Annotated in this window: 18 protein-coding genes; 4 read left to right on the forward strand and 14 right to left on the reverse strand. The window is 37.8% G+C overall.

Annotated features, from left to right (window positions below; all coding sequences use genetic code 11):
• The first annotated feature begins 51 nt into the window (after positions 1–51).
• Positions 52–1,398 (forward strand): C69 family dipeptidase, encoded by a 1,347-nt coding sequence (locus tag LEP1GSC195_RS05050; RefSeq protein ID WP_015680261.1) that lies wholly within the window; start codon positions 52–54, stop codon positions 1,396–1,398.
• On the opposite strand, the gene LEP1GSC195_RS05055 is transcribed toward LEP1GSC195_RS05050, so the two are convergent.
• The 4 genes from LEP1GSC195_RS05055 to LEP1GSC195_RS05070 are packed head-to-tail and all read right to left on the reverse strand — an operon-like array spanning position 1,378 to position 8,060.
• On the reverse strand, positions 1,378–2,565 hold the full coding sequence (locus tag LEP1GSC195_RS05055; RefSeq protein WP_015680336.1) for a glycerate kinase type-2 family protein: 1,188 nt from the start codon (positions 2,563–2,565) through the stop codon (positions 1,378–1,380). The genes LEP1GSC195_RS05050 and LEP1GSC195_RS05055 overlap by 21 nt on opposite strands.
• Positions 2,566–2,568: 3 nt before the next feature.
• Positions 2,569–4,830, reverse strand: coding sequence for an NAD(P)-binding domain-containing protein (locus LEP1GSC195_RS05060; protein WP_015680382.1), 2,262 nt, complete (start codon positions 4,828–4,830; stop codon positions 2,569–2,571).
• Between the two features lie 42 nt (positions 4,831–4,872).
• A complete protein-coding gene (locus LEP1GSC195_RS05065; protein ID WP_015680372.1) occupies positions 4,873–6,177 on the reverse strand; it encodes a sensor histidine kinase in 1,305 nt (434 codons plus the stop codon).
• Positions 6,174–8,060 (reverse strand): PP2C family protein-serine/threonine phosphatase, encoded by a 1,887-nt coding sequence (locus tag LEP1GSC195_RS05070; RefSeq protein ID WP_015680298.1) that lies wholly within the window; start codon positions 8,058–8,060, stop codon positions 6,174–6,176. The genes LEP1GSC195_RS05065 and LEP1GSC195_RS05070 overlap by 4 nt, the downstream gene beginning before the upstream one ends.
• Positions 8,061–8,339: 279 nt before the next feature.
• On the opposite strand from LEP1GSC195_RS05070, the gene perRA reads away from it, so the two are divergent.
• Positions 8,340–8,768, forward strand: a complete 429-nt coding sequence (gene perRA / locus LEP1GSC195_RS05075) for a peroxide-responsive transcriptional repressor PerRA (RefSeq protein ID WP_015680236.1) — start codon at positions 8,340–8,342, stop codon at positions 8,766–8,768.
• Positions 8,769–8,827: 59 nt separating this feature from the next.
• On the opposite strand, the gene LEP1GSC195_RS05080 is transcribed toward perRA, so the two are convergent.
• Positions 8,828–9,199, reverse strand: a complete 372-nt coding sequence (locus LEP1GSC195_RS05080) for an LIC11742 family lipoprotein (RefSeq protein WP_040506377.1) — start codon at positions 9,197–9,199, stop codon at positions 8,828–8,830.
• A 103-nt stretch (positions 9,200–9,302) separates the two neighbouring features.
• On the opposite strand from LEP1GSC195_RS05080, the gene LEP1GSC195_RS05085 reads away from it, so the two are divergent.
• Positions 9,303–10,292, forward strand: coding sequence for a ketopantoate reductase family protein (locus tag LEP1GSC195_RS05085; RefSeq protein ID WP_040506423.1), 990 nt, complete (start codon positions 9,303–9,305; stop codon positions 10,290–10,292).
• 8 nt (positions 10,293–10,300) lie between these two features.
• Here LEP1GSC195_RS05085 and LEP1GSC195_RS05090 read toward each other — a convergent pair whose 3' ends face one another.
• The 9 genes from LEP1GSC195_RS05090 to LEP1GSC195_RS05130 form a co-directional block, all read right to left on the reverse strand.
• Positions 10,301–10,615, reverse strand: a complete 315-nt coding sequence (locus tag LEP1GSC195_RS05090; RefSeq protein WP_015680273.1) for a winged helix-turn-helix transcriptional regulator — start codon at positions 10,613–10,615, stop codon at positions 10,301–10,303.
• Positions 10,616–10,754: 139 nt separating this feature from the next.
• Positions 10,755–11,138, reverse strand: a complete 384-nt coding sequence (locus LEP1GSC195_RS05095) for a DoxX family protein (protein ID WP_198012768.1) — start codon at positions 11,136–11,138, stop codon at positions 10,755–10,757.
• Positions 11,139–11,276: 138 nt separating this feature from the next.
• Entirely contained in the window at positions 11,277–12,485 is a 1,209-nt protein-coding gene (locus LEP1GSC195_RS05100) for a Crp/Fnr family transcriptional regulator (protein ID WP_015680484.1), read from the reverse strand.
• 41 nt (positions 12,486–12,526) lie between these two features.
• Positions 12,527–13,924: an alkaline phosphatase family protein gene (locus LEP1GSC195_RS05105; RefSeq protein ID WP_015680272.1), complete on the reverse strand. Its 1,398-nt coding sequence runs from the start codon at positions 13,922–13,924 to the stop codon at positions 12,527–12,529.
• Positions 13,921–15,144: a metabolite traffic protein EboE gene (gene eboE, locus LEP1GSC195_RS05110; protein WP_015680313.1), complete on the reverse strand. Its 1,224-nt coding sequence runs from the start codon at positions 15,142–15,144 to the stop codon at positions 13,921–13,923. The genes LEP1GSC195_RS05105 and eboE overlap by 4 nt, the downstream gene beginning before the upstream one ends.
• Positions 15,141–16,304, reverse strand: a complete 1,164-nt coding sequence (locus LEP1GSC195_RS05115) for a 3-dehydroquinate synthase (protein ID WP_015680277.1) — start codon at positions 16,302–16,304, stop codon at positions 15,141–15,143. Before LEP1GSC195_RS05115 ends, eboE begins: the two co-directional genes overlap by 4 nt.
• A gap of 9 nt (positions 16,305–16,313) precedes the next feature.
• Positions 16,314–17,180, reverse strand: coding sequence for a UbiA-like protein EboC (gene eboC / locus LEP1GSC195_RS05120; protein WP_015680432.1), 867 nt, complete (start codon positions 17,178–17,180; stop codon positions 16,314–16,316).
• Positions 17,181–18,209, reverse strand: a complete 1,029-nt coding sequence (locus tag LEP1GSC195_RS05125) for a TatD family hydrolase (RefSeq protein WP_015680368.1) — start codon at positions 18,207–18,209, stop codon at positions 17,181–17,183.
• Between the two features lie 7 nt (positions 18,210–18,216).
• Complete coding sequence (locus tag LEP1GSC195_RS05130; RefSeq protein ID WP_015680301.1) at positions 18,217–19,071, reverse strand: EboA domain-containing protein; 855 nt, start codon at positions 19,069–19,071, stop codon at positions 18,217–18,219.
• 210 nt (positions 19,072–19,281) lie between these two features.
• Here LEP1GSC195_RS05130 and LEP1GSC195_RS05135 point away from each other — a divergent pair, with 210 nt between their 5' ends.
• Complete coding sequence (locus LEP1GSC195_RS05135; protein ID WP_015680305.1) at positions 19,282–19,839, forward strand: DUF1415 domain-containing protein; 558 nt, start codon at positions 19,282–19,284, stop codon at positions 19,837–19,839.
• The last annotated feature ends 38 nt before the right edge of the window (positions 19,840–19,877 follow it).

The following is a 19,877-nucleotide window of genomic DNA, read 5'->3' on the forward strand; positions in this document are numbered from 1 at the left end:
CTTATTTGATTTGGTCTTGTATTTTAAAAGAAATCTGTTTAACATTCTAGAATGTGTGACACCTCTCTTGCCACTGAAAAATTTACCAAGACTCAAAAAAGAATCTTTGCCAAAAACTCGGATCGCGAACCAAACGAAGCACAAGCCATACTTCACGTTCCTCGTTTAGAACATAAAAAAGGTTCTTTATTACGTACAACTTATATAGAAATTCCCCAAACTCCCGTTACTTATGAAGTTTTTTTAAGTAAACCCTTCCATATGTGGGGTGCTGAAATGGGTGTGAATGAATTTGGTCTTTGTATTGGAAATGAAGCAGTTTTTACGAACTTAAAAATTTCTAAAAAAAACGATGGTTTAACTGGAATGGACCTAATTCGTTTAGCATTAGAACGATGTAAGTCTGCAAAAGATGGGTTGTTTCTTATCACCGAATTACTAGAGAAATACGGACAAGATGCTTGCGGTGGGTATGAAAATAAGTCGTTTTTCTATCATAACAGTTTCATTATTGCTGACCGTAAGGATGGTTACGTTTTAGAAACTGCTGACAGGTATTGGGTGGCAAAAAAAATAGATTCGTTTTATGCCATATCTAATGGACTTACCATTGGTTCCGACTTTGACTACTCTTCTCCTAATCTAATTGATAAATTACGAAAGACATCCAATAGAGATTTTTCTTTTAAAGATCATTTTAGTGATCAGTTTTACACATACATGAGTCACTGTAAAGACAGAAGAAAATTACACGAAAACACGGCAGAGAATTTAGAGAAAGAAACGGCTAGTTATACAGCCAAACAGGCAATGGAAACTTTAAAAACACATTTCGTTGAAACGGACGAATTTGAGCCATCTTCTTCTTCGATGAAGTCTCTCTGTTTACATGCAACAGGCCCCACTACTCCGAACCAAACGAACGGAAGTCTAATTGTAGAATGGGATACCTCAGAAACCAACCAAGATCCACTTAGAGTGTTTTATACAGGGACTTCTACTCCTTGTTTAAGTTTGTTTAAACCCTTCTTTTTTGGGACAAAAAATTTCCTGGATTCTTCTAGTCTATTATCAAAGCAAGCCTATTCAGAAACCTTATGGTGGTTACACGAATCAATTGCGAGAAAATCAAATTTTGATTACCAAGCAGTTCGTTCTATATTAGTTCCTGCATTGATTGGGTTACAAGAATCGGTTTTTAATATCTCAAAAGAATTCCTATCTCCTCAGAAAAAGGAAGAAGTCCAATGGCGTTTTCTAAAAGACCATGTCAATATACTCAAGAAAGTAGATGAAGAATTGATACATTCTAAGATTGGAAGGAGTCGGTGGCAAAATCCACTCTTTCAAATTTACTGGTCAGGACAAAATCGGAAACTAGGAATTCCTTTCCGCTAATAAAAGAACCAAAAGATCATTTACATTGGTTCCCGTGGCACCTGTGAAAAGAAGGGAATTTGTATCTTTTAATATGGGATAAGAATTGGATCGATTAAGTTCTCTCTTTGCGTCCCAACCTTTTGCCTTCATTTCCTCCCAAGTTTCTGGTCCTACAATCCCACCGGCAGCATCGGTGGGTCCATCTGTTCCGTCCGTTCCACACGAAAGAAACATCCAATCCCTATCTTTATCTAAAGATCCTGTAAGGATGGCCATTCGAAGTGCAGTCTCTTGGTTACGTCCCCCTTTGCCATCTCCAAGAACTGGACAAACCATTTCACCACCTAGTAAAATGGCTTGTTTTTTATCATTTTTTTTGGCTCTTATAAATTCGTTAAACATAAGTTCTGCGGTATCTTCACTAGAGTGGTCCCAAACGTCAGAAATGACTTTAACCTCGAAACCTAACATCTTTGCTTTTTTTTTCATAGCAGCTAGGGAGGCAGATAAATTCCCCATAATATAATACTCACTCCCAGGATAACTTGGTCCTGACGCAATGATTGATGGATCGTCACCTAATACATCAGAGATCGCAAAAGTATAAACCTTCAAATTTGGATTCAAAAGTTTTAATAACTTACCTGATTTTACAGCAGAATATTTTTTCCTCTCCGCATTGATCTCATGGATGGGAAGTCCCTGTCTTAATAAAGTTTGATTTAATTGGACTACATCATTTATACTAAATCCAAGTTCTGGAATTTCGAATAAACTAGACCCTCCTCCCGATAACAAAACAACCAATTGGTGGTTTTCATCTAAACCCAAAAGATCTTGTAAAACTTCGCGAGAATATAATTCGGAATTTGTATCTGGGATAGGATGAGATGCCTCTCTACATTTCCAAACCCCCATCTGACCTTTGGATCTGATCTCTTCTGGAAGGTGATCGTATTTTGTGAGGATAAAACCTGCATCGACTGAAAAATATTCCTGAAAAGACAGTGCCATTGCATAAGCTGCTTTCCCTAGAGCAAAAACATAAGTTTTTTTATCTGGATTGTTTAGAATTTTCTTTAATTCGGAATGTTGGTTCCAAAACTCTAACGAAAGAAATTTGGGTGTTGCGGCACGAACACCCTCAACAAAAAGAGTTTCGATGTCTTCTCTTAAACTGTTCAAGTTCTATTTCCGTAACTTTGCCTGAATAGAGTCATACCGAACTCCAGAAGCAGTCAACTGTCCAAATTCCAATACATCGGTCGGACAAAGAGACACACAAGCAGAACAACGCACACATTGTACGCTATCCATTGGAATTCCTCGGCTGGCATAACCCATAACATCAATTCCTTGATGGCAATTTTTTGTACAGATATTACAAGAGATACATTTCTTTTTATCGGAAAATATTCGGAATCGACTGAACTTAGCATAAATATGCATTAGGGATGCCAGAGGGCAGAACATCCGACACCATATCCGTCCAGAAAACAGAAAGTAAAAACCAACACCCACTACACCTGCAAGTCCAATATCTACAACGATATCATAAATCCATTTTACAGAATCAGCAATAGCCTCACTCATGACTAAACTTGGATCCATTAGCTTACCGTAGACTCCAACTAACTTGAGTAGCGTAAGGAGAAAAGCAACGAGCAAGATGTATTGTCCAGAGTGTTCCAATCGATAAGCCCATTTTCCGTGAGGCATCTTTTGTCTATGTTCATCACCTAATGTTTCCGCAAGGCCACCGCAAGAACAAATCCAACCACAATAAGCACCCTTTCCATACCGATAAACCAGCAAAGGAATGAATACAAAACTGAAGAGAATTCCATAACCTAACCAGAAATTGGTGATTCCACTATCATACAAAACCCCCATACTTAAGGGCCAGGCCAAAATAAATCCGTATGCTTTCCAATACGCATCATTCGGAAAAATCTCTGTACGGATATATCCTTCGGGGCTACCTAAGTAACCCAAATCTCCCAGAGCAGGTAAAATCAATTCAGGCAACAAAAACAAAAATAAAACCTGTATAAAAATCAAACTAAGTGTTTGGTAAAAAATATAATCCGTTTTCCGAACTAAAATCCTTCGAACTCCAAAAACCAATATGGTTAGAGAGTATAACATAGTATAGTGGAAGGAAGGATACTTTCCAAAAAGAGTATGACTGAAATAAGTAGCTGCCAGATACACATAAAGAAAATAAACGAAGGCTCCGAGGAGATAGGTGTTTCTTATAAAAACCCAAGGTTGAAAAGCACCGAGTCCAGCCTTGAGCTTTAAATAAACAAAAAGGGACAAAGAAAGAACCGATATACTAGCGAAGGCTGTGGCTAATGGGGAGAACCAGCCCGGTCCATAGAAAGAAGCTTTTCCGAAATAGGCAAGAACAGCGAATGAAAAAAGAGAAGAGAATCCTACCCAATCCGAAAATGATTTTTCATTTTGGATTTTGATTCCTATTTTTTTTAAAAACGAAATTGGCGGTGTTGTTCCAATCAAAACATAAACTAAATCAGATTTTAGTTTGATAGATGAGAGAATAGTTTTCACAAAAATATTTTGCTCAGAAATTTCAGTCACCTCTGCTTCCATAAGAAGTTTTATTTTTCCCTCCTGAACCTTCACCTCTAAAGTTTTTCTATTTTCCTCTTTCGCCCTTGGAAACTCCTTTCCTCTATGAATCAAAACTACTTCATTCGCATAACTTGAACATGCGATAGCGGCTTCGACGGCACTATCACCGCCACCGACGATTACAATAGACTTATCCTTGGTATCAGAAGGATCGAAGAGACGGTAAGATACAGAAGGACTCGATTCACCTTTCACACCTAACCTTTTTGGGTCACCCGATTTTCCGATCGCAATCACTACGGAATGGGTAAGATAAGAATCCCCAGTTTCGGTTTCTACAATGTAAAGAGAACCATCATTCCGAATGGAAGAAACTCGTTTACCAGAATGTAATTCGATTGGTTCTTTTTTTAGTAACGCATTGAGATAATCTAACAAATCCTCTTTGATTGAATCTTGAATTTTAAGTTTAGATAAAGGTTCTAAGCCTTTGGGTTCAGCAAAGATTGGTTTTTGTTTTGGATAACTTTGGATGGTCTGGAATGGTAGGTTTGCCTCGAGAACCACATATTTTTTTCCCAAACGACTGGCTTCATAGGCACAAGACAAACCAGCAGGCCCAGATCCAATAATCACTGCGTCCAAACAATTTGTCTTATTATTTCTGATGTGTTTCCAAACATTTACTCCGCTTTCGGCCGCCAATTTTAGCAGCGGAACTCCCGTTAGGTCCCCGATGATAAATACATTCGGAAGATTCGTTTCATACGAATCTGATAGTTCTGGGTATATTTCCACAGTCCCCGTCGGGACAAATTTGGTTAACCAACGAAAATAAAAAGATGGCCACATAGTTAAAGATTGGACTCGAACTTTAAAAAAAAAGAAATGAATTTAATCTGCGAGAGGAAGTTGGATGGTGATTTTTGTACCTTCTTTCGGTTTACTGGTTACCCGAAACGAACCTCCCTGTTCCTTCAATAGTTCCATACAAACAAGAAGACCGAGACCTGTTCCTTTTTCTCCTACAGTACCAAACCCAGAAGCAAAACGTTTGCCTTCGATTATTTTTTCCAGAAGGTCTTGTGCCATACCAACCCCATGGTCTTCAAAACAAATCTTCAGAAAATGAGAAACAGGCTCTGCTTCAATCAAAACCTTTCCATTTGGATGAGAATATTTTATCGCATTTGATAAAATATTACGCAACACAGTAGCAGTCATTCGTTCATCACAGTAAATAAAATGTTCTTCAGAGATTTTTGTCTCAAAGTAGATCCCTTTTTCAGTTGCTTGCATATTGAGTATATCCAATGCATTTTTTAAGATCAAAGAAAGATTCAATTTTTCTAGATTACATTGGGTCTTCTTCGTTTCATTCCGAACCCAATCTAGTAAATTTTCTAATACCAAATAAGTTTGGTTTGCACTTTTTTTGAGTTCGTTCAAAGCAAATATAAGTTCTTCTTTTTCAGGTAAGGAAATTGTGATATAACCCAAAAACGTACTCATAGTTCCAATCGGTCCTTTTAAATCATGAGCCAAGATAGAAAAAATTCGATCCTTATGGTCATTGATTCGAATCATTTCTTTTTGGATTCTGTTGATATTTCTTAAAAAATAAAACATAAACAAAGCAACAAAAGATAAACAAGAAACAACAGAATTGATACGGAATAGGTCTTGAACTTCTTTATGATATAAAAGTGTTCCCTTGGCGAACGAACCAGGACTACCAAAAAACTCAAACCAAATATAGAACGCTGTGTTCATTAGAAAGACAAAAAGGATCCACCACTTTTCCTCATAAGAAAAAAGAACAAAGGGAACAATGGCAAACATTAGGAAATAATAATAGAACCCCCCGGAAGTTCCAAAACTAATAGTCGAAACAAAAAACAAGGGAACAGAAATTGTAAAAACCAATATGATTCGTGATAAAGAATATCTTTCCTTCGTATTCAAATACAAAACCAATACCAATAAAGAAATTACAATTGCATGAATCAAATTCATGAATTGGTAATGCGGAGCACCTGCAATGACAAAAAAAACAGAATACTGAATGTTTGAGATAATTCCTAAAAAAGCAACTAGGTTTGAAAGTTGGACGCGAACAGAGGCTTCCAACCCTAGTTGTTCGGTGACTCCTAAATTGAGTAACCGACGAATTCCCAATCGGTCCAAAATCGCTTTCATTTGATATCGATCGTAAAGTATGTTACGTCATCTGACAAACGAAATGCGAATTTTCGAATATCACTTTTGATTTTTTCATTTAATTCGGAAATAGAAAGATCTAATCCACCGACTAACTGCTCTTTTAAGCGAGATTCTCCATATAATTCTCGACTCTTATTTTGGCTCTCTGTGATTCCATCCGTATAAAAGAAGAAACGGTCTCCCGACTTCAAATCCCTAGAAAACGTTTCGACAAAAACATCTTTTTTCCAACCCATGATCGGTCCTCGTCCAGGAAGAGGCGCCAAGGAATTAGAAATAACATTCATAAAATAAGGACTTGGATGACCCATAACGGAATATTTGATTATAGATTTCTTTAAGTCAAAGTGACAAGCAACCGCAGTGATGTAATTCTTTTCAACAACAGGTAACATCTTTAGATTTAGTTCTAATAAAAATGTAGCAGGATCCTTTTCTTTTGGAGCAATCTCTAAAAAGTTTACTTTCAACATACTTGCAATGAGAGCTGCCGCAATTCCATGCCCCAGAACATCACATAACAAAAAACTAATGGATCCATCTTCATGAATGTAGTAATCGAAGTAATCACCTCCGATTTTTTCCATAGGCATAAAAACAGAGGCAACACTCAGTGAATTGTGTTTAAATTCCATCGGAGGTATTAATTTTGACTGTAAACCAGCTGCTATTACCAAATCATCGTGTAACAATTTAAATTGTTTGTGTAACTCCTGCGTACGAAGAGTGACAATCATTTCCAAAGATTCGTTTAGATTTCTAAGTTCTCTTCTTGTCCTTGCACTTTGTAAAGCGATGGCAAACACACCCGCAAACAAAAAAGTCAAAATTCCATATTGTGTTAAATACGCATTTTTTCCGGTAACAACATCAGTGATGACATCAGCAATCCCAAAAAAAGTGGCAACAAGGGCACCGAGAGAAACTACAACCGCCTCGGCTGTTTTTTTATAATTTTTAGCCAATAGCTGAACTAAAATGGGGACTTTAATTGCGAGTAATATATACCAAAGATAAACTAAATAAAACCGACTATCCGGATCCATAGAAAACAACTGAATAAAACCAAGAACGGTATCTAAAAAAAATGTAATCACAGCAAGTTTTGTGATACGCCTATCAAAAAGAGTGTGAACAAATAACATGATAAAGACGGGAAATAAAAACTGACAAAAAAATAACAATCGAACCAGAATTTCTGGATGGATCATTAAAAAATGGATTTTATTTAAAACGGGTAACCGCCAGCCAACAAAAAATACAGCCGTTCCCGCCAGATACAATCCAGATTTAGAAGATCGATTTAATGCATAACCAATTGCTTGTTGAAGAAAAATTCCAAAGAATAATGCAGCGATGAGAATTTGGTTCACATCTTCGAATATCATTTTATCTTTAATCTGATCTTGAGAGCCAAAAATGGGAACAGAGCGAAACAAACCACACCTAAACTGTGTTTCACGGCATTCTATATCCACAACCAATTCATTTTCGCCTTGTTTTAAAAGAGAAATGGGAATTTCATAATAACGGACTTTATGCCAATAAGGATAATATTCAGGAGTAAAACTTCCGGTGGAACCTATGGCAGATCCATTCCAAAAAGTTTGATCAGCGGAATGGACCCGATCCATATAAATGGCCTGCGAGTTTTCAGGAAGAATGGGCACAGTAATTTTCAATCGATACTTCCCGCGAATAGGAACTCTGTATCCTTGATCAACCAAAGGAACTCCAACCAAAATTGGCTTGGATTCTGGTTCTCCCTCTTGTTGGAATGTCCAACCCGATTCCAATGATACAACCTCTGCATTCAGTGAAACAAAAGATAAGAATGCGAATAACAAAAAGAATTTCATCGACAAGTCCAAAGTAAGACCAAACTCCGCTGGAGAAGAAAGAACAAATTTAGATGTTTCATAGATTCTCCGGAGAACACCGGAAGGATTGAATAGAGATCTAACGGAACTGCAAGAATTTTTTAAAGGTGGTCGTCGTTCAAAGACCCGGCAAGGGCCGGAGAATAGGAAAACGCAAGGTAGAAAGAATGGAATTTCCCTTAGCATTCCGTAGAAATGATTTTTTAGATTGAGTCTAATTATTGACAAAAAAACACAGACAGAGAAGGTGAAACTGAAATGGATTTAAGTTACCAAAAAACCAAGGAACTACTCGAATCTCATGGGATCCGACCCACTTCACAAAGATTGGAAATGGCACACTTGCTTTTGGAACGCCACCAACACCTTTTTGCGGAAGAAGTGTTCCATTTGGTCAATTCCCACTTCCCCCATGCATCGCGGGCGACCATTTTCAATAACCTCAAACTCTTTGCTGAAAAAGGAATGCTCGGGACTTTAGAATTAAAAAATGGAGTGACTCATTTTGATTCGAACATCGGGCCCCACCACCATGCTCTCAATGAAGAAACCGGTGAGATTACAGATGTGGAAATGGACGAAGAGCTTGAGGCAAAAGTTCTAGAGGAACTAAAAGAAAGTTATTTAAAAAAGACAGGTAAAAAACTAAACAATGTTAAACTTGTCATTACACTTAGAGGGAAATAAATTCCCTCTAAATTTCTAATCTTGTTTAGAGATACAGATACAAAGTAAAATCTTATCCGTTATTTTTTTATTTTATCTTTATACTTGATAGCAATTGCGGAAGCATTCCAGATCACTCGATTCCAAACTATAAGTAAGATACTCTTTTGACGTAATTCAAAACGGTAGTTGATAATATCATCTCCCCCTTTTTCTCGTGTTTGTTTTAATAGTTCGCTATAACCTGTTTCTCCTGTTACTACAACTAAAAACCAAGATACAAATTCCCCTTGGGTTTCTACCGGTCCAAGGATTTGGTAATCCTCAGATGTCATCACATACTGTGTCATATTAGCAGCAAGTCCTGGAGTTCGGAGTTCTGTATAAATACAATTACCGAAAACGATTCCAGCTAACATCAACACGACAGTTCGAATGAAAATTTTTTTCATCACTTCCCCCTATGGTTACAACCAAGTTTTTATACCGAAACAAACCAAGGTCAAGAAAAAAGAGGAGATTTTTAGAAAACAGCTGATTAAACTTTCCAGAGATATGCCAACATCCTATCCATCCATTGCCATTAGTGGAATTGGTTCCGTAACAGTAACCATCATTCACGCACTTCACAAAAATGCGATTCCCTTCCAAATCCTATGCCGTAATGAGAGCCGATACCAATCTTTAAAAGCAGATCCCATCCGTTTTCAAGGACCGAATGGAAAAGCAGTTAATATTGATCTAACAAACCATCTAACAATGATTCAAGAAAACAAAGAGACATTTGATTATATTTTCATTGGATGTAAAAATCAAAATCTTACCGAATACTTAGATGAGACAAAATCCTTACTTAAACCAAACGGAAAATGGATTTTGATACAAAACGGAATTCCCGAACAAAATTTAGGATCATACAAAAACAAAATCCTAGGCGGAGTTGTAGGATGGAATACACAAACACTGCCCAACAAAACCTATTACCAGTCCAATGTCGGTAGCCTAATCCTTGGTGAATCTTCTGGAACCAAACCGGATCCAATATGGAACCAACTCCTACCACCCTACATCCCACTGGTATTGACTGACCAATTAAACGCGTACCGATGGCACAAATTGGCAATCAATTCGATTATCAACGGATTGGCGGCTTCCAAACAATTGAGTTTAGGAGAATTATTTCTTAATAGAGATTATAGAAATGAAGCCTTAGAAACGTTAACAGAGATTAAATTAGTAATGAACCAACTGAACATTATAGAACAAGTGGTCCCCGGATCCTTTCCAATTCAAAAATTAGGTGGAGGTGTGGGTGCTCTGCCTACTTGGATCCGTCACCTAATTCTTATTTTTCTCGGTTTGAAATACTTTCGCATCCGAACTTCCATGGTTCAAGACTTAGATCATGGAAGAAAGACAGAAATTAAATATATCAATGGGGAAGTAGTCAAAATTGCCAATGGCCTAGGAATTCCTGTACCAAGAAATCATTGGATTGTTTTTAAGATAACAAAGTTAGAAGAGAACCAAGAAATCAAAAAGTAAAGTTCTACCTACTTACCTAAACGTAATAGTTCTGAGATGGAATGGTTTGCTTCTAAAGTATGACGCAATTTTTGTTCCGTTTGGATGATGTATTGGTTTCGACGTCCATCTTTACTTTTTTCCAAAATTTGAGCATCAACCAAATCTTTGACAATGGCCTGAACCGCCCTTTCCGTTATGCCGACTAACAATGCGACATCTTTCAATCTCATATCTGGATCTTTACTCAAACAAATCAAAACGTGAGCATGGTTTGAAAGAAAGGTCCACTGGCTTCCTCTTTTCGTGTTATCTTGCAATTTTCTTTTTAGCTCTTTTGTCATTCTTTGTGTGTAAAATAGATAAGAAATTTTGATTTTATTAGAATCAACTTCTTATCTATAAATCTAATTCTATGAGTTCACTATCTCTAGAGCAAAAAAAATGTAAACGAAGAAACCTTTGAGACTTAACTCACAGGGGTTAGGCTGGTTCTTCAGTCCATTTAAATTCTCTGACTAACCATGCCCAATAAATAAATAAAAACTGGAAAGGTAATCTTGCGTATAAGGCCCAAATGGGGACACCATAATCCTTTCCCTCTAAAGCAGTAAGCAACATATTTATGTTAGCAGGATAAATAGCGAGCAGAAGGATGATGATTCCATAACACGCCATCTTTCGCATCCGTTCGTATAGAACAAGGGTACCTAAGGTAATTTCTGCTAACCCACTGGTCACATTCAAAAGTTCATGGAAGGGAAGGTAATCCGGCATCATTTCCAGGTAAAATTCCGGAGAAAAGAAATGATTGGTTCCCGCAATTATGTAGAACGCCCCGAGAGTATACACGAGAAATTTTTTCATCACCGAACTAGAACATAGTGGTAGAAAAAATCATTACAATTTTTAGTTAGCTAGAAAAATGGTATCCGTTCCTTTTTAGATTCCGCCACCTTTTCGGGCATCCCACCAAAATTTCATAACACTATTTCAATAGGTTCCTTAGGCAACAATTTGCCCCTCTTTTGATTTATAATGTCCCAACTTTTCCTCCAATCGTTTGCGACTTTTGATTGTAATCCGGTTGGGTTCAATGACGAGATTCGTGTCACTCAAGAATTCTTGGATGGTCTCCTGTTTTACTTTGATGATTCCGCACATATTACAGAGTTCTTCCATCTGGATATAAATTGTATGTGCATTGGCGAGACTTTCGTCCAAGTTCCTACCCAATCGAATGTCTTGGTCACGGATGGAATTGTATAAATAAGCATAAAGTCGGATCACAGGCGTTTTCAAGCGCAAGATTACTAATCGTTGGTGCGAAAACCAAATCCGCCGTGCAATACTTTCAAAGATTTTTTGTAATAAGGATGGGCCTACAGATTCAAATAAATTCTCAGCTGTAACACGAAGAATTTTACTTTTCGTTTCTGTAATTGCTGATGCCATTCGTGGGGCATTATCAATCAGAGACATCTCTCCGAAAATTTCGCCTGGTCCTAAAACATCGATTACGTATTCATAACCACGAACTATTCCGAATAGTTTAACATTCCCCTCTAACACAACATAGATTTCATTATTCTTTTCACTTTCTACAAAAAGAATTTCACCAGCTTCCAAATTGGACTGCATACTGTCCCAGACAAATGGTTTGTAATTGGAGCCGATGGACCTGAGAAGATCATTAGCCTCAGCCAAATTTTCCGTAGAGTTATTTTCTTTGGACCATTTTAAGAAAGTTTGCAAAGAGTAAGCCGCTAAGTTTGGTTTTTGCCAAGACAAGTAGGTTCTTGCATTGAGCACTAGTCGTTCTGGATGGTAATCACGATCGGCTGGTTTGTTAGCCTTCGAAAGATGTTTTTGTAAGGTTCTGAGTTCTCTGGAATATAGACCCAAAATCTTCATTGCCAGCTCTTTTCTCTCTTTGAGATAGGAACCCAAAAGTCGAATGGGGATTTGGACTAACTCCACATCTGTATCGGCAAACAAGGTAACTAAAAACCGATGTTCCGTGAGGGCCGATACAAGCCCAAAACTATCACCTGCTTCATAAAAAGAGAGCTCGTGGTCAACCACGATATGTTCGGAATCGACCGACACACGGCCAGATCTTACAATAAAAAAGTTCCCTGCGTTAGTGGAATTCTGCACTACAATGGCAGCACCTTTGGAATAATTTACAACTTTGATTTCTTCTGCGGACACTGAATCAAAAATATTGTCTCAGAAGGTAACTAGTCAAACATTTAAATCTTTGAAGTCATTTGATTCCAAATCAAATCGTACACTTTATTAGCAGAAATTTCTTTTTTCGGGTATGGGCTATCCGAAGAAAAAATGGGGTAAAATTCCTTTTTTCCATGGATGGATCCGTGGGAACCTTTGACCAAACCCGCATCCAAAGGAATCACGTCCATAAGATATCGAAATCCAAGTTTTTTACGAATTAATTTTAATCCCACTCGCAATTTAACGTTCGTTTTCTTGGGGTCCAAAAACATCTCACAAGGATCATATCCAGGTTTTCTGTGAATATCCACCAAACGAGCATAATCTGGCGCCTCTTTATCATCTAACCAATAATAATACGTAAACCACGACTCAGAATCTGTTACAGCCACTATGTCACCAGAACGTTTGTGATCGATATGATATTTTTTTTGTGCCTTTTTATCTAGAACAAGATCGATACCCTGTATGTTTTTTAAAATCTCTATCACCTGGTTTTGGATACTGGGGTCCTTACAATAGATATGAGCAATTTGGTGATCGGAGACGGCAAAAGCTTTGGATGCACCGGGATCTAAAAGTTCATACCACCTTTCTTTGCGAACAGAAACAAGGCCATTCTCCCTAAGAATACGATTGATATGAATTGGACGACTCACGGGTGTAATTCCATATTCAGAAAGTAGAATGATCTTTGTATTTTGTCTTTCATAATACTCAATCAATTGTTTTAGAACTCCGTCAATTTCAGAAAGTTCCTTTTGAATCAAAGTTGTATTCGGTCCAAACTTTTGCAAACAATAGTCCAAATGAGGAAGGTATACTAAAGTGAGAGTGGGATTATACTTTTTATCAACGAAGATTGTTGCATTTGTTATCCACTGTGTAGATTTGATATTGGCGTTGGGACCCCAAAAATGGAAAAGAGGAAATTGGCCGAACTCTTTTTGTAACTCATCACGAAGTTCTGGAGGATACGAATAACAATCGGGAGCTTTGACACCATCAGCGTGGTATTGTGGCCTTGGAGTCACCGAATAATCGACATTAGCGTACATATTGTACCACCAAAACATTTGAGAACAGGTAAATTCAGGATCTATTTTTTTGGCTCTCTCCCATATCTTTTCACTTTCAACCAAATGATTGGATTGTTTCCAAAACTTAATTTCAGCATCCTCATGATCATACCAACCATTCCCGACAATTCCATGTTTACTTGGCCATTCACCTGTTAGATAAGTTGACTGGGTGCTTGTCGTCAAAGCTGGAAGCATAGGTTCGATAAGAAGAGTTTTTCGTTTTTCCAAAAACTGTTTTAAAAAAGGAGTAAACTCCCCAACCAAATTTGAGCTAAGCCCCACAACATCAATGACAACTGTTTTTTGAAACGAACTTGTTTTTGACTTTCTCATTCAGTAATCCCTACACTTATTTCGTTTTCTAAAATTGATTTAACCCATTGTAACTCGCGAATGATGGATGCAACTATAGGAATTTGTAATTCTTCAGGTAAAACACTCCATGTATATGTTTCTACTTCCAAAGAATTTGTAATAGAGAATTCTTTTTGTAGGTTTAACAGTTCGATTAGTTCTTTTTGGGTTGAAGATAAAAGTCCATAAGAATCTAAAAAAACGGGAACATGGAAGTGGATTCTCCATTCCTCAAACGGCTTCCCGCCCCTTTGCAGGGCCTCAGATAAATCGGGATAGGATTGTAATTTTCCGTCATCTGATTTAATGATTACTTGGTGCAGATAAGTAGGCTCATCAAAACTAACGAGTAAATCCATTATCTCTTTTGGTTGTTTGGAAAACTCGACCTTAAGGGCAGAGCTGATTTGAATTCTACCCACTTGAATGGAATTTTCTTTCAACAATTTAACTATAGTTTGGTTGTCTTCAAAACTTACGGCCGAATGGCAAACGTCCAGGCAAATTCGAATATGGTTCCGAACCGTACATTCGGCAACTTCCTTCGTTAGCCCCCATTTGGTTTGTATTTCAGGAATGGCCAAAGGAAGAAGAACGTCCAAAAACCATTGCACCAAAAGTTCTACGTTCCCCAAGACCCCGTCAGGTTCTGGTTCTAGATCCAAATGTAAGGTTTTGCCTGAATCTTTTTGCATTTGAATCAAATAAAAAAGTACATCGACTATATGTTTGGTGGCAACTGCAACCCTCTGTTTTCTATCGAAGTCAGTGGTATCAAAATACTGGTATGATATCGGTGGTGTGGATACACCTCCCTCCATTCCCTCGGGTAATAATCTGGATAAAATGCTGAATAACCGTAATGTATAATCTAACCTATCTTTTGTTGCCCAATCCGGTTTATATACATTTTCCTTAACGGCTGTTTTGTGAAAACTCCCATAAGGAAACCCGTTGATCAAAAAAACATAAAATCCTTCTTTCTCTAACCAAGTTTGAAATTCGGCAATGACCTCTGGTTTTATCAGTTCCAAGGAAGCTTCATTTGCCAATCTAAGGCCGATTCCCATCGGAGCGTCTGGGGATAGATTCGCACGTACCAAAGGTAGGTTTTTTTGTAGATGAGAAAAATGATCTGACCAAGATTCACCAGGATGGATATTGGAACAATAGGTTAAGTGACCGTATTTTGTTTTCATACATACGTTTCCAAAAAGTCCACCGATTGAGCTAATATTTTTGGATCGATTTCATGCACTTCCCAAGGTTTCCCGATGCCAGCTAACAACACAATGGTGAGCATACCTCCCAAATGTTCTCTGAATTCTTGTAAGCCCAAATATAAATTTTCTTTCTCATTCGCCGATAACTCTGGGTGATAGATAACAAATCCAAGTTTCTTTAAAAGTAATAGAATCCTATTCCTATCCTCTTCCGGTAAAAAATTTTTTTGATACGAATACACTGTATCTAACGCCATTCCTATGGCAACGGCTTCCCCGTGCCTGAGGGAAAACTCTGTTAGATATTCTAATTTATGACCTGCCCAATGTCCAAAATCCAAAGGGCGGGAGGATCCAGATTCAAAAGGATCTCCATTCGCTATATGATGTATATGGAGTTCGGCACAGCGGTGGATGAGATAAGACATCTTTTCTAAATTACGACTTTTTAAAATGTCGGCATTGGATTCGATCCAAAGAAAAAAATCTCTATCTTTAATAAGAGAAACCTTGATTGCTTCTGCCATCCCGGAGCGCCAATCACGATCATCTAAACTTTCTAAAAAAAGTAGGTCGTTAAACACGGCAACAGGTGGTGCAAAGGTACCTAGGAAATTTTTTTTTCCTTGGTGGTTGATACTATTTTTTACACCGACACCAGAATCATTTTGGGAAAGCACCGTAGTGGGTATGCGAACCAATCGAATTCCACGGTGAGACACAGCAGCTACATATCCAACCAAATCAAGGATGGCCCCTCCTCCAATGGCAATGATATAAGAATGTCGATCAATGCCATAAGTATCCACAGCATTCACTAACGATTCCCAAAGTTTCGGATTATTTTTACACTCTTCCCCACCAGGAATAACCATTATATCACCCGTTAGCTGGACGATAGAACTCAATCCTTGGAAGTATTTTTTTATTTCTGCAATTAGATTTGGATAGTGTAAAGTAAGTCCCTCATCAAGAACTACCAACGCTTTTTTGATAATTCCCTCTTTCCGTTCGGAAATCAAAAAATTTTGTAAGCTAGTGTTCGTTAGTTGAAATATCCCCTTAGTAAATTGGACTGTATATCGGTAGGGGACTTGAAACTCAGAGGAAAGAGGAGGTAAAGAATCTTCAATCATAATATAACTTTAGGTAACAGAAAAGGTTTTTGCTAAAATCAAAGAAAGAGGTAACAAACAAAGGATGACAAACGCTATGGATAAAAATCCAAAACTTGCCGCAAACGAAGCATTTAGAAGGATTAGAGTAATTACAGCCATCTTCACCGCCTTACCAATCATAGGTCCTATCGGATTCTGGTAAGCACGATATAAAGGGGGAAACACCATTCCCAGATGCAGAAAAACAAAAGGGATACTCTGGAGTATATTTCCCAAACGAAATGATAAAAATGACATACAAAGGAATACTGTCAGATAAAAAAAACCGGCGAGTAAAAGGGGAGTTTTTTTCCCACCATGAACTTCATCCCGACTGATCATTGTTATGGCAGCTATATATAAAATCGGTAGAAAAGCAAGGGAAAGTTCGGAAATTTTGATTTCAGAAACCAAACTCATCCCAAGTATCAAATTACCACCACGGCACATCCCCATCACGATTGGCCCAAAAACAGAATGATGCTTCGCCAAACGATTGTAAGCAAGGATTAGGATAACAATTCCAGTGGCAATCCATCCACTTTCTATTTGGTATAAAAATGCAAAACCCATCCCTAACCCTAATAACAAACTCCCAAAAACCAAAGCAGATAGTTTGGATACTTTTCCACTGGGGATCGGACGTTCCGGTCTTTCTTTTAAATCAATAGAGACATCAAAAAAATCATTTAGAACGACACCTCCGCCATACAAACCGATAGTGGAGAGTAAAAGAAAAATGGGAGTATTGTCTTTCCAAACAAAACCAACGATAGCCATGCCGGCAAGAATATCAGCAAGGGCTGTCACTACATTTGCAGGTCGAAATAAAGTAATGTATGCTTTTACATTCATCTATTGGATCAGGAGAGAATTTTTGTTAATCACTGGTTGTTGGCCACCGCGAAGGATGGAGTTGCCATGAAACTTGGCATTCGGATCTGGTTGGGATTCTGTTTCAAAGTCAGTTACATCGATTTGTCCACTTTTTGCAAAGGCATCAATTGCATTTTGGTAAGTGACCATTCGAATCACTTCTGAAGGAATCCCTCTTTGTTTCATAAGCGCTGCTGTTTTTGGAATCGCAAGTGGATCTGAGATTCCCCAATCGGCACTCGAATTGATCATGATCCTTTCCGAACCGTATTTTTCCACAACGGCCACCATCCTCTCATTTCCCATCTTGGTAAATGGATAAATCGTAAAAGCTGCCCAAAAACCTTGGTCTAACACTGATTTCATGGTCTCTTCGTTATTATGATCCACAACAACAAAGGAAGGATCAAGCCCATGTTCCAAAGCTATGGACATACTCCTTTCAGTTCCTCTTTTTTTATCTCGATGTGGTGTATGGATTTGTACAGGTAATTTTGCATTTTTTGCAAGTTCCAGTTGCAAACGGTAGTATTTTTCTTCTAAGGGAGTTTGGTCATCAAATCCAATCTCACCAATGCCAACGACACCTTCTTTATAAGCAAATAAAGGTAAAATCTCCATTACCTCTTCCGCAAGACGTTCGTTATTTGCTTCTCTTGAATTTAAACCCATGGTGCAATAATGTTTAATTCCAAATTGGGAAGATCTGAACCTCTCCCAACCCACAAGACTACTGTAATAGTCCTTAAAGCTGGCAAGTCCCGTCCTAGGTTGCCCCACCCAAAAAGCAGGTTCTATGATTGCGACAATCCCTGCTTTTGCCATCATCTGGTAGTCGTCCGTGGTTCTTGATACCATGTGGATATGTGGATCGAAGAATCGCAGACCTTGGATTAGGTTTTGGTAGTCCTCCCACAACAAATCTCTGTGAGTCGGTAAATTTTCAGATGAATGGATGGATTCAAAATGTGAGGGATTCTTTGATGGTTCGTTTGGGTTTTGGCACATAGAAATTTTATTCAGGAATGGACTCTAGTTTAGACCAATCCAACTCTCCATTTTGTATCGATAATTCTAAGTCTGGGTATTTCAATAATAACGAATGAACCTGGGGATTTGTAGATTCAAAACAGACAAGTGCTGCCACTTCCCTTTCAGCTTTCAGTTCAGAGGTAAATAAAGTAATAAGTTTTGGGGATATTGATTCGTTCGCAAAGGGAGAGACAAGTCTCCAAATTTGCAGAGGAACTTTTCGGCCCGCAGCCAAACGTTCACTGATAAAATCAGAAACAGCTTCTGCGAGCTCTTTGTTTTTTCGCCTATCGATTCCGTAAATCCAATGGATTGGTTTTCCATTAAAAATGGTTTTTAATACCAGTTGGTTCCAAGCAAGTTCTGGAAAATAAAGTTCTGGATAAGGATTTAAAAGTGCAATGGCATCAAATACAAATCCCATATTGGAGCGTACTGCATCGGTAGCCCTTGGTAACCATTCCCAAGGATAGGGAAGAAGTGGCAATGCAGAATACAAAGCAACGAGTTCGTTTAACTCTGCTGTGTCAAATAAGGTCTCTATATTTTTAATAAATTGTTCTTTGGGTTCCGTAGGCAAATGCAACAACAACCAAACACGCGATAATCGAACTAAATTCCAACCGTCTACTTGAAATCCAACCTGGTGAGGGATCAAACATCCTTTGGATTTAGAATCATAGGAAACGATCTTTTTTGACAAAAATCGTGGTGCCGCCACAAATGCGGTCATCAAATCCAAAACATTCGATTTGACTTTCTCTTCTAACCATTCACGTTCTTTTTCTGTGGTTTGTTCAAAAAGGAATTGAGTTAAATTTTTTGGAATGTCTATCATAAGAAACTAATAATTGAAAACTTCTGACGTAGACGCCACTTCGTAAATCAAATATTCGGTTCCCAACTCTCTTTCCAAAACAATTGTCAAATTTTAATGATGATTTCCTGAAAATAAAACTCGAAGGTCCATAACTTAGATTACATTCGTTTCCATTCAATGAATATTGGTAATTCGGCATATTTCGAAAACAAAAAGGAAATTCTCTGAATGTCCACAGAAAGAGCGTTAACAAACGAAGAAGAAATTCTATTCAAAACCAAAGAATGGGTTTTGAAATCTGTGATTGGACTCAATCTTTGTCCTTTTGCAAAGCCAACATACCAAGCGAATACGATTCGTTATATTGTCAGTGGTTCAAAAACAAAAAAAGATTTACTTATCCACCTTGAATCTGAATTACAATTTCTGAAAGAGACCGACCCTCTCGTTACAGAAACCACCCTCCTTATCCATCCTTATGTTTTGGAGATTTTTCTTGACCAAAATGACTTTTTAGACGATGCTGATTTTCTCTTAAATCGATTGGATTTAGATGGCATTATTCAAATTGCAAATTTCCATCCACAGTTTCAGTTTGCTGGGAAAAATATAGATGACATAACCAACTTCGTTGGCAGATCTCCTTTTCCAATCTTACATTTGTTACGTGAAGATAACATCAGCCGAATTGTTGACTCTCATCCAAATATTGACAGTATATACGAAAACAATAGAAAAACAATGAGGAAACTAGGATATGACGGATGGAAAAAATTAGGGTTATAATATCTTTTACAATCCTCATCAGGAAATCTATTTCCTTT

The organism is Leptospira wolbachii serovar Codice str. CDC, assembly GCF_000332515.2.
GTDB classification, from domain to species: Bacteria; Spirochaetota; Leptospiria; order Leptospirales; family Leptospiraceae; genus Leptospira_A; species Leptospira_A wolbachii.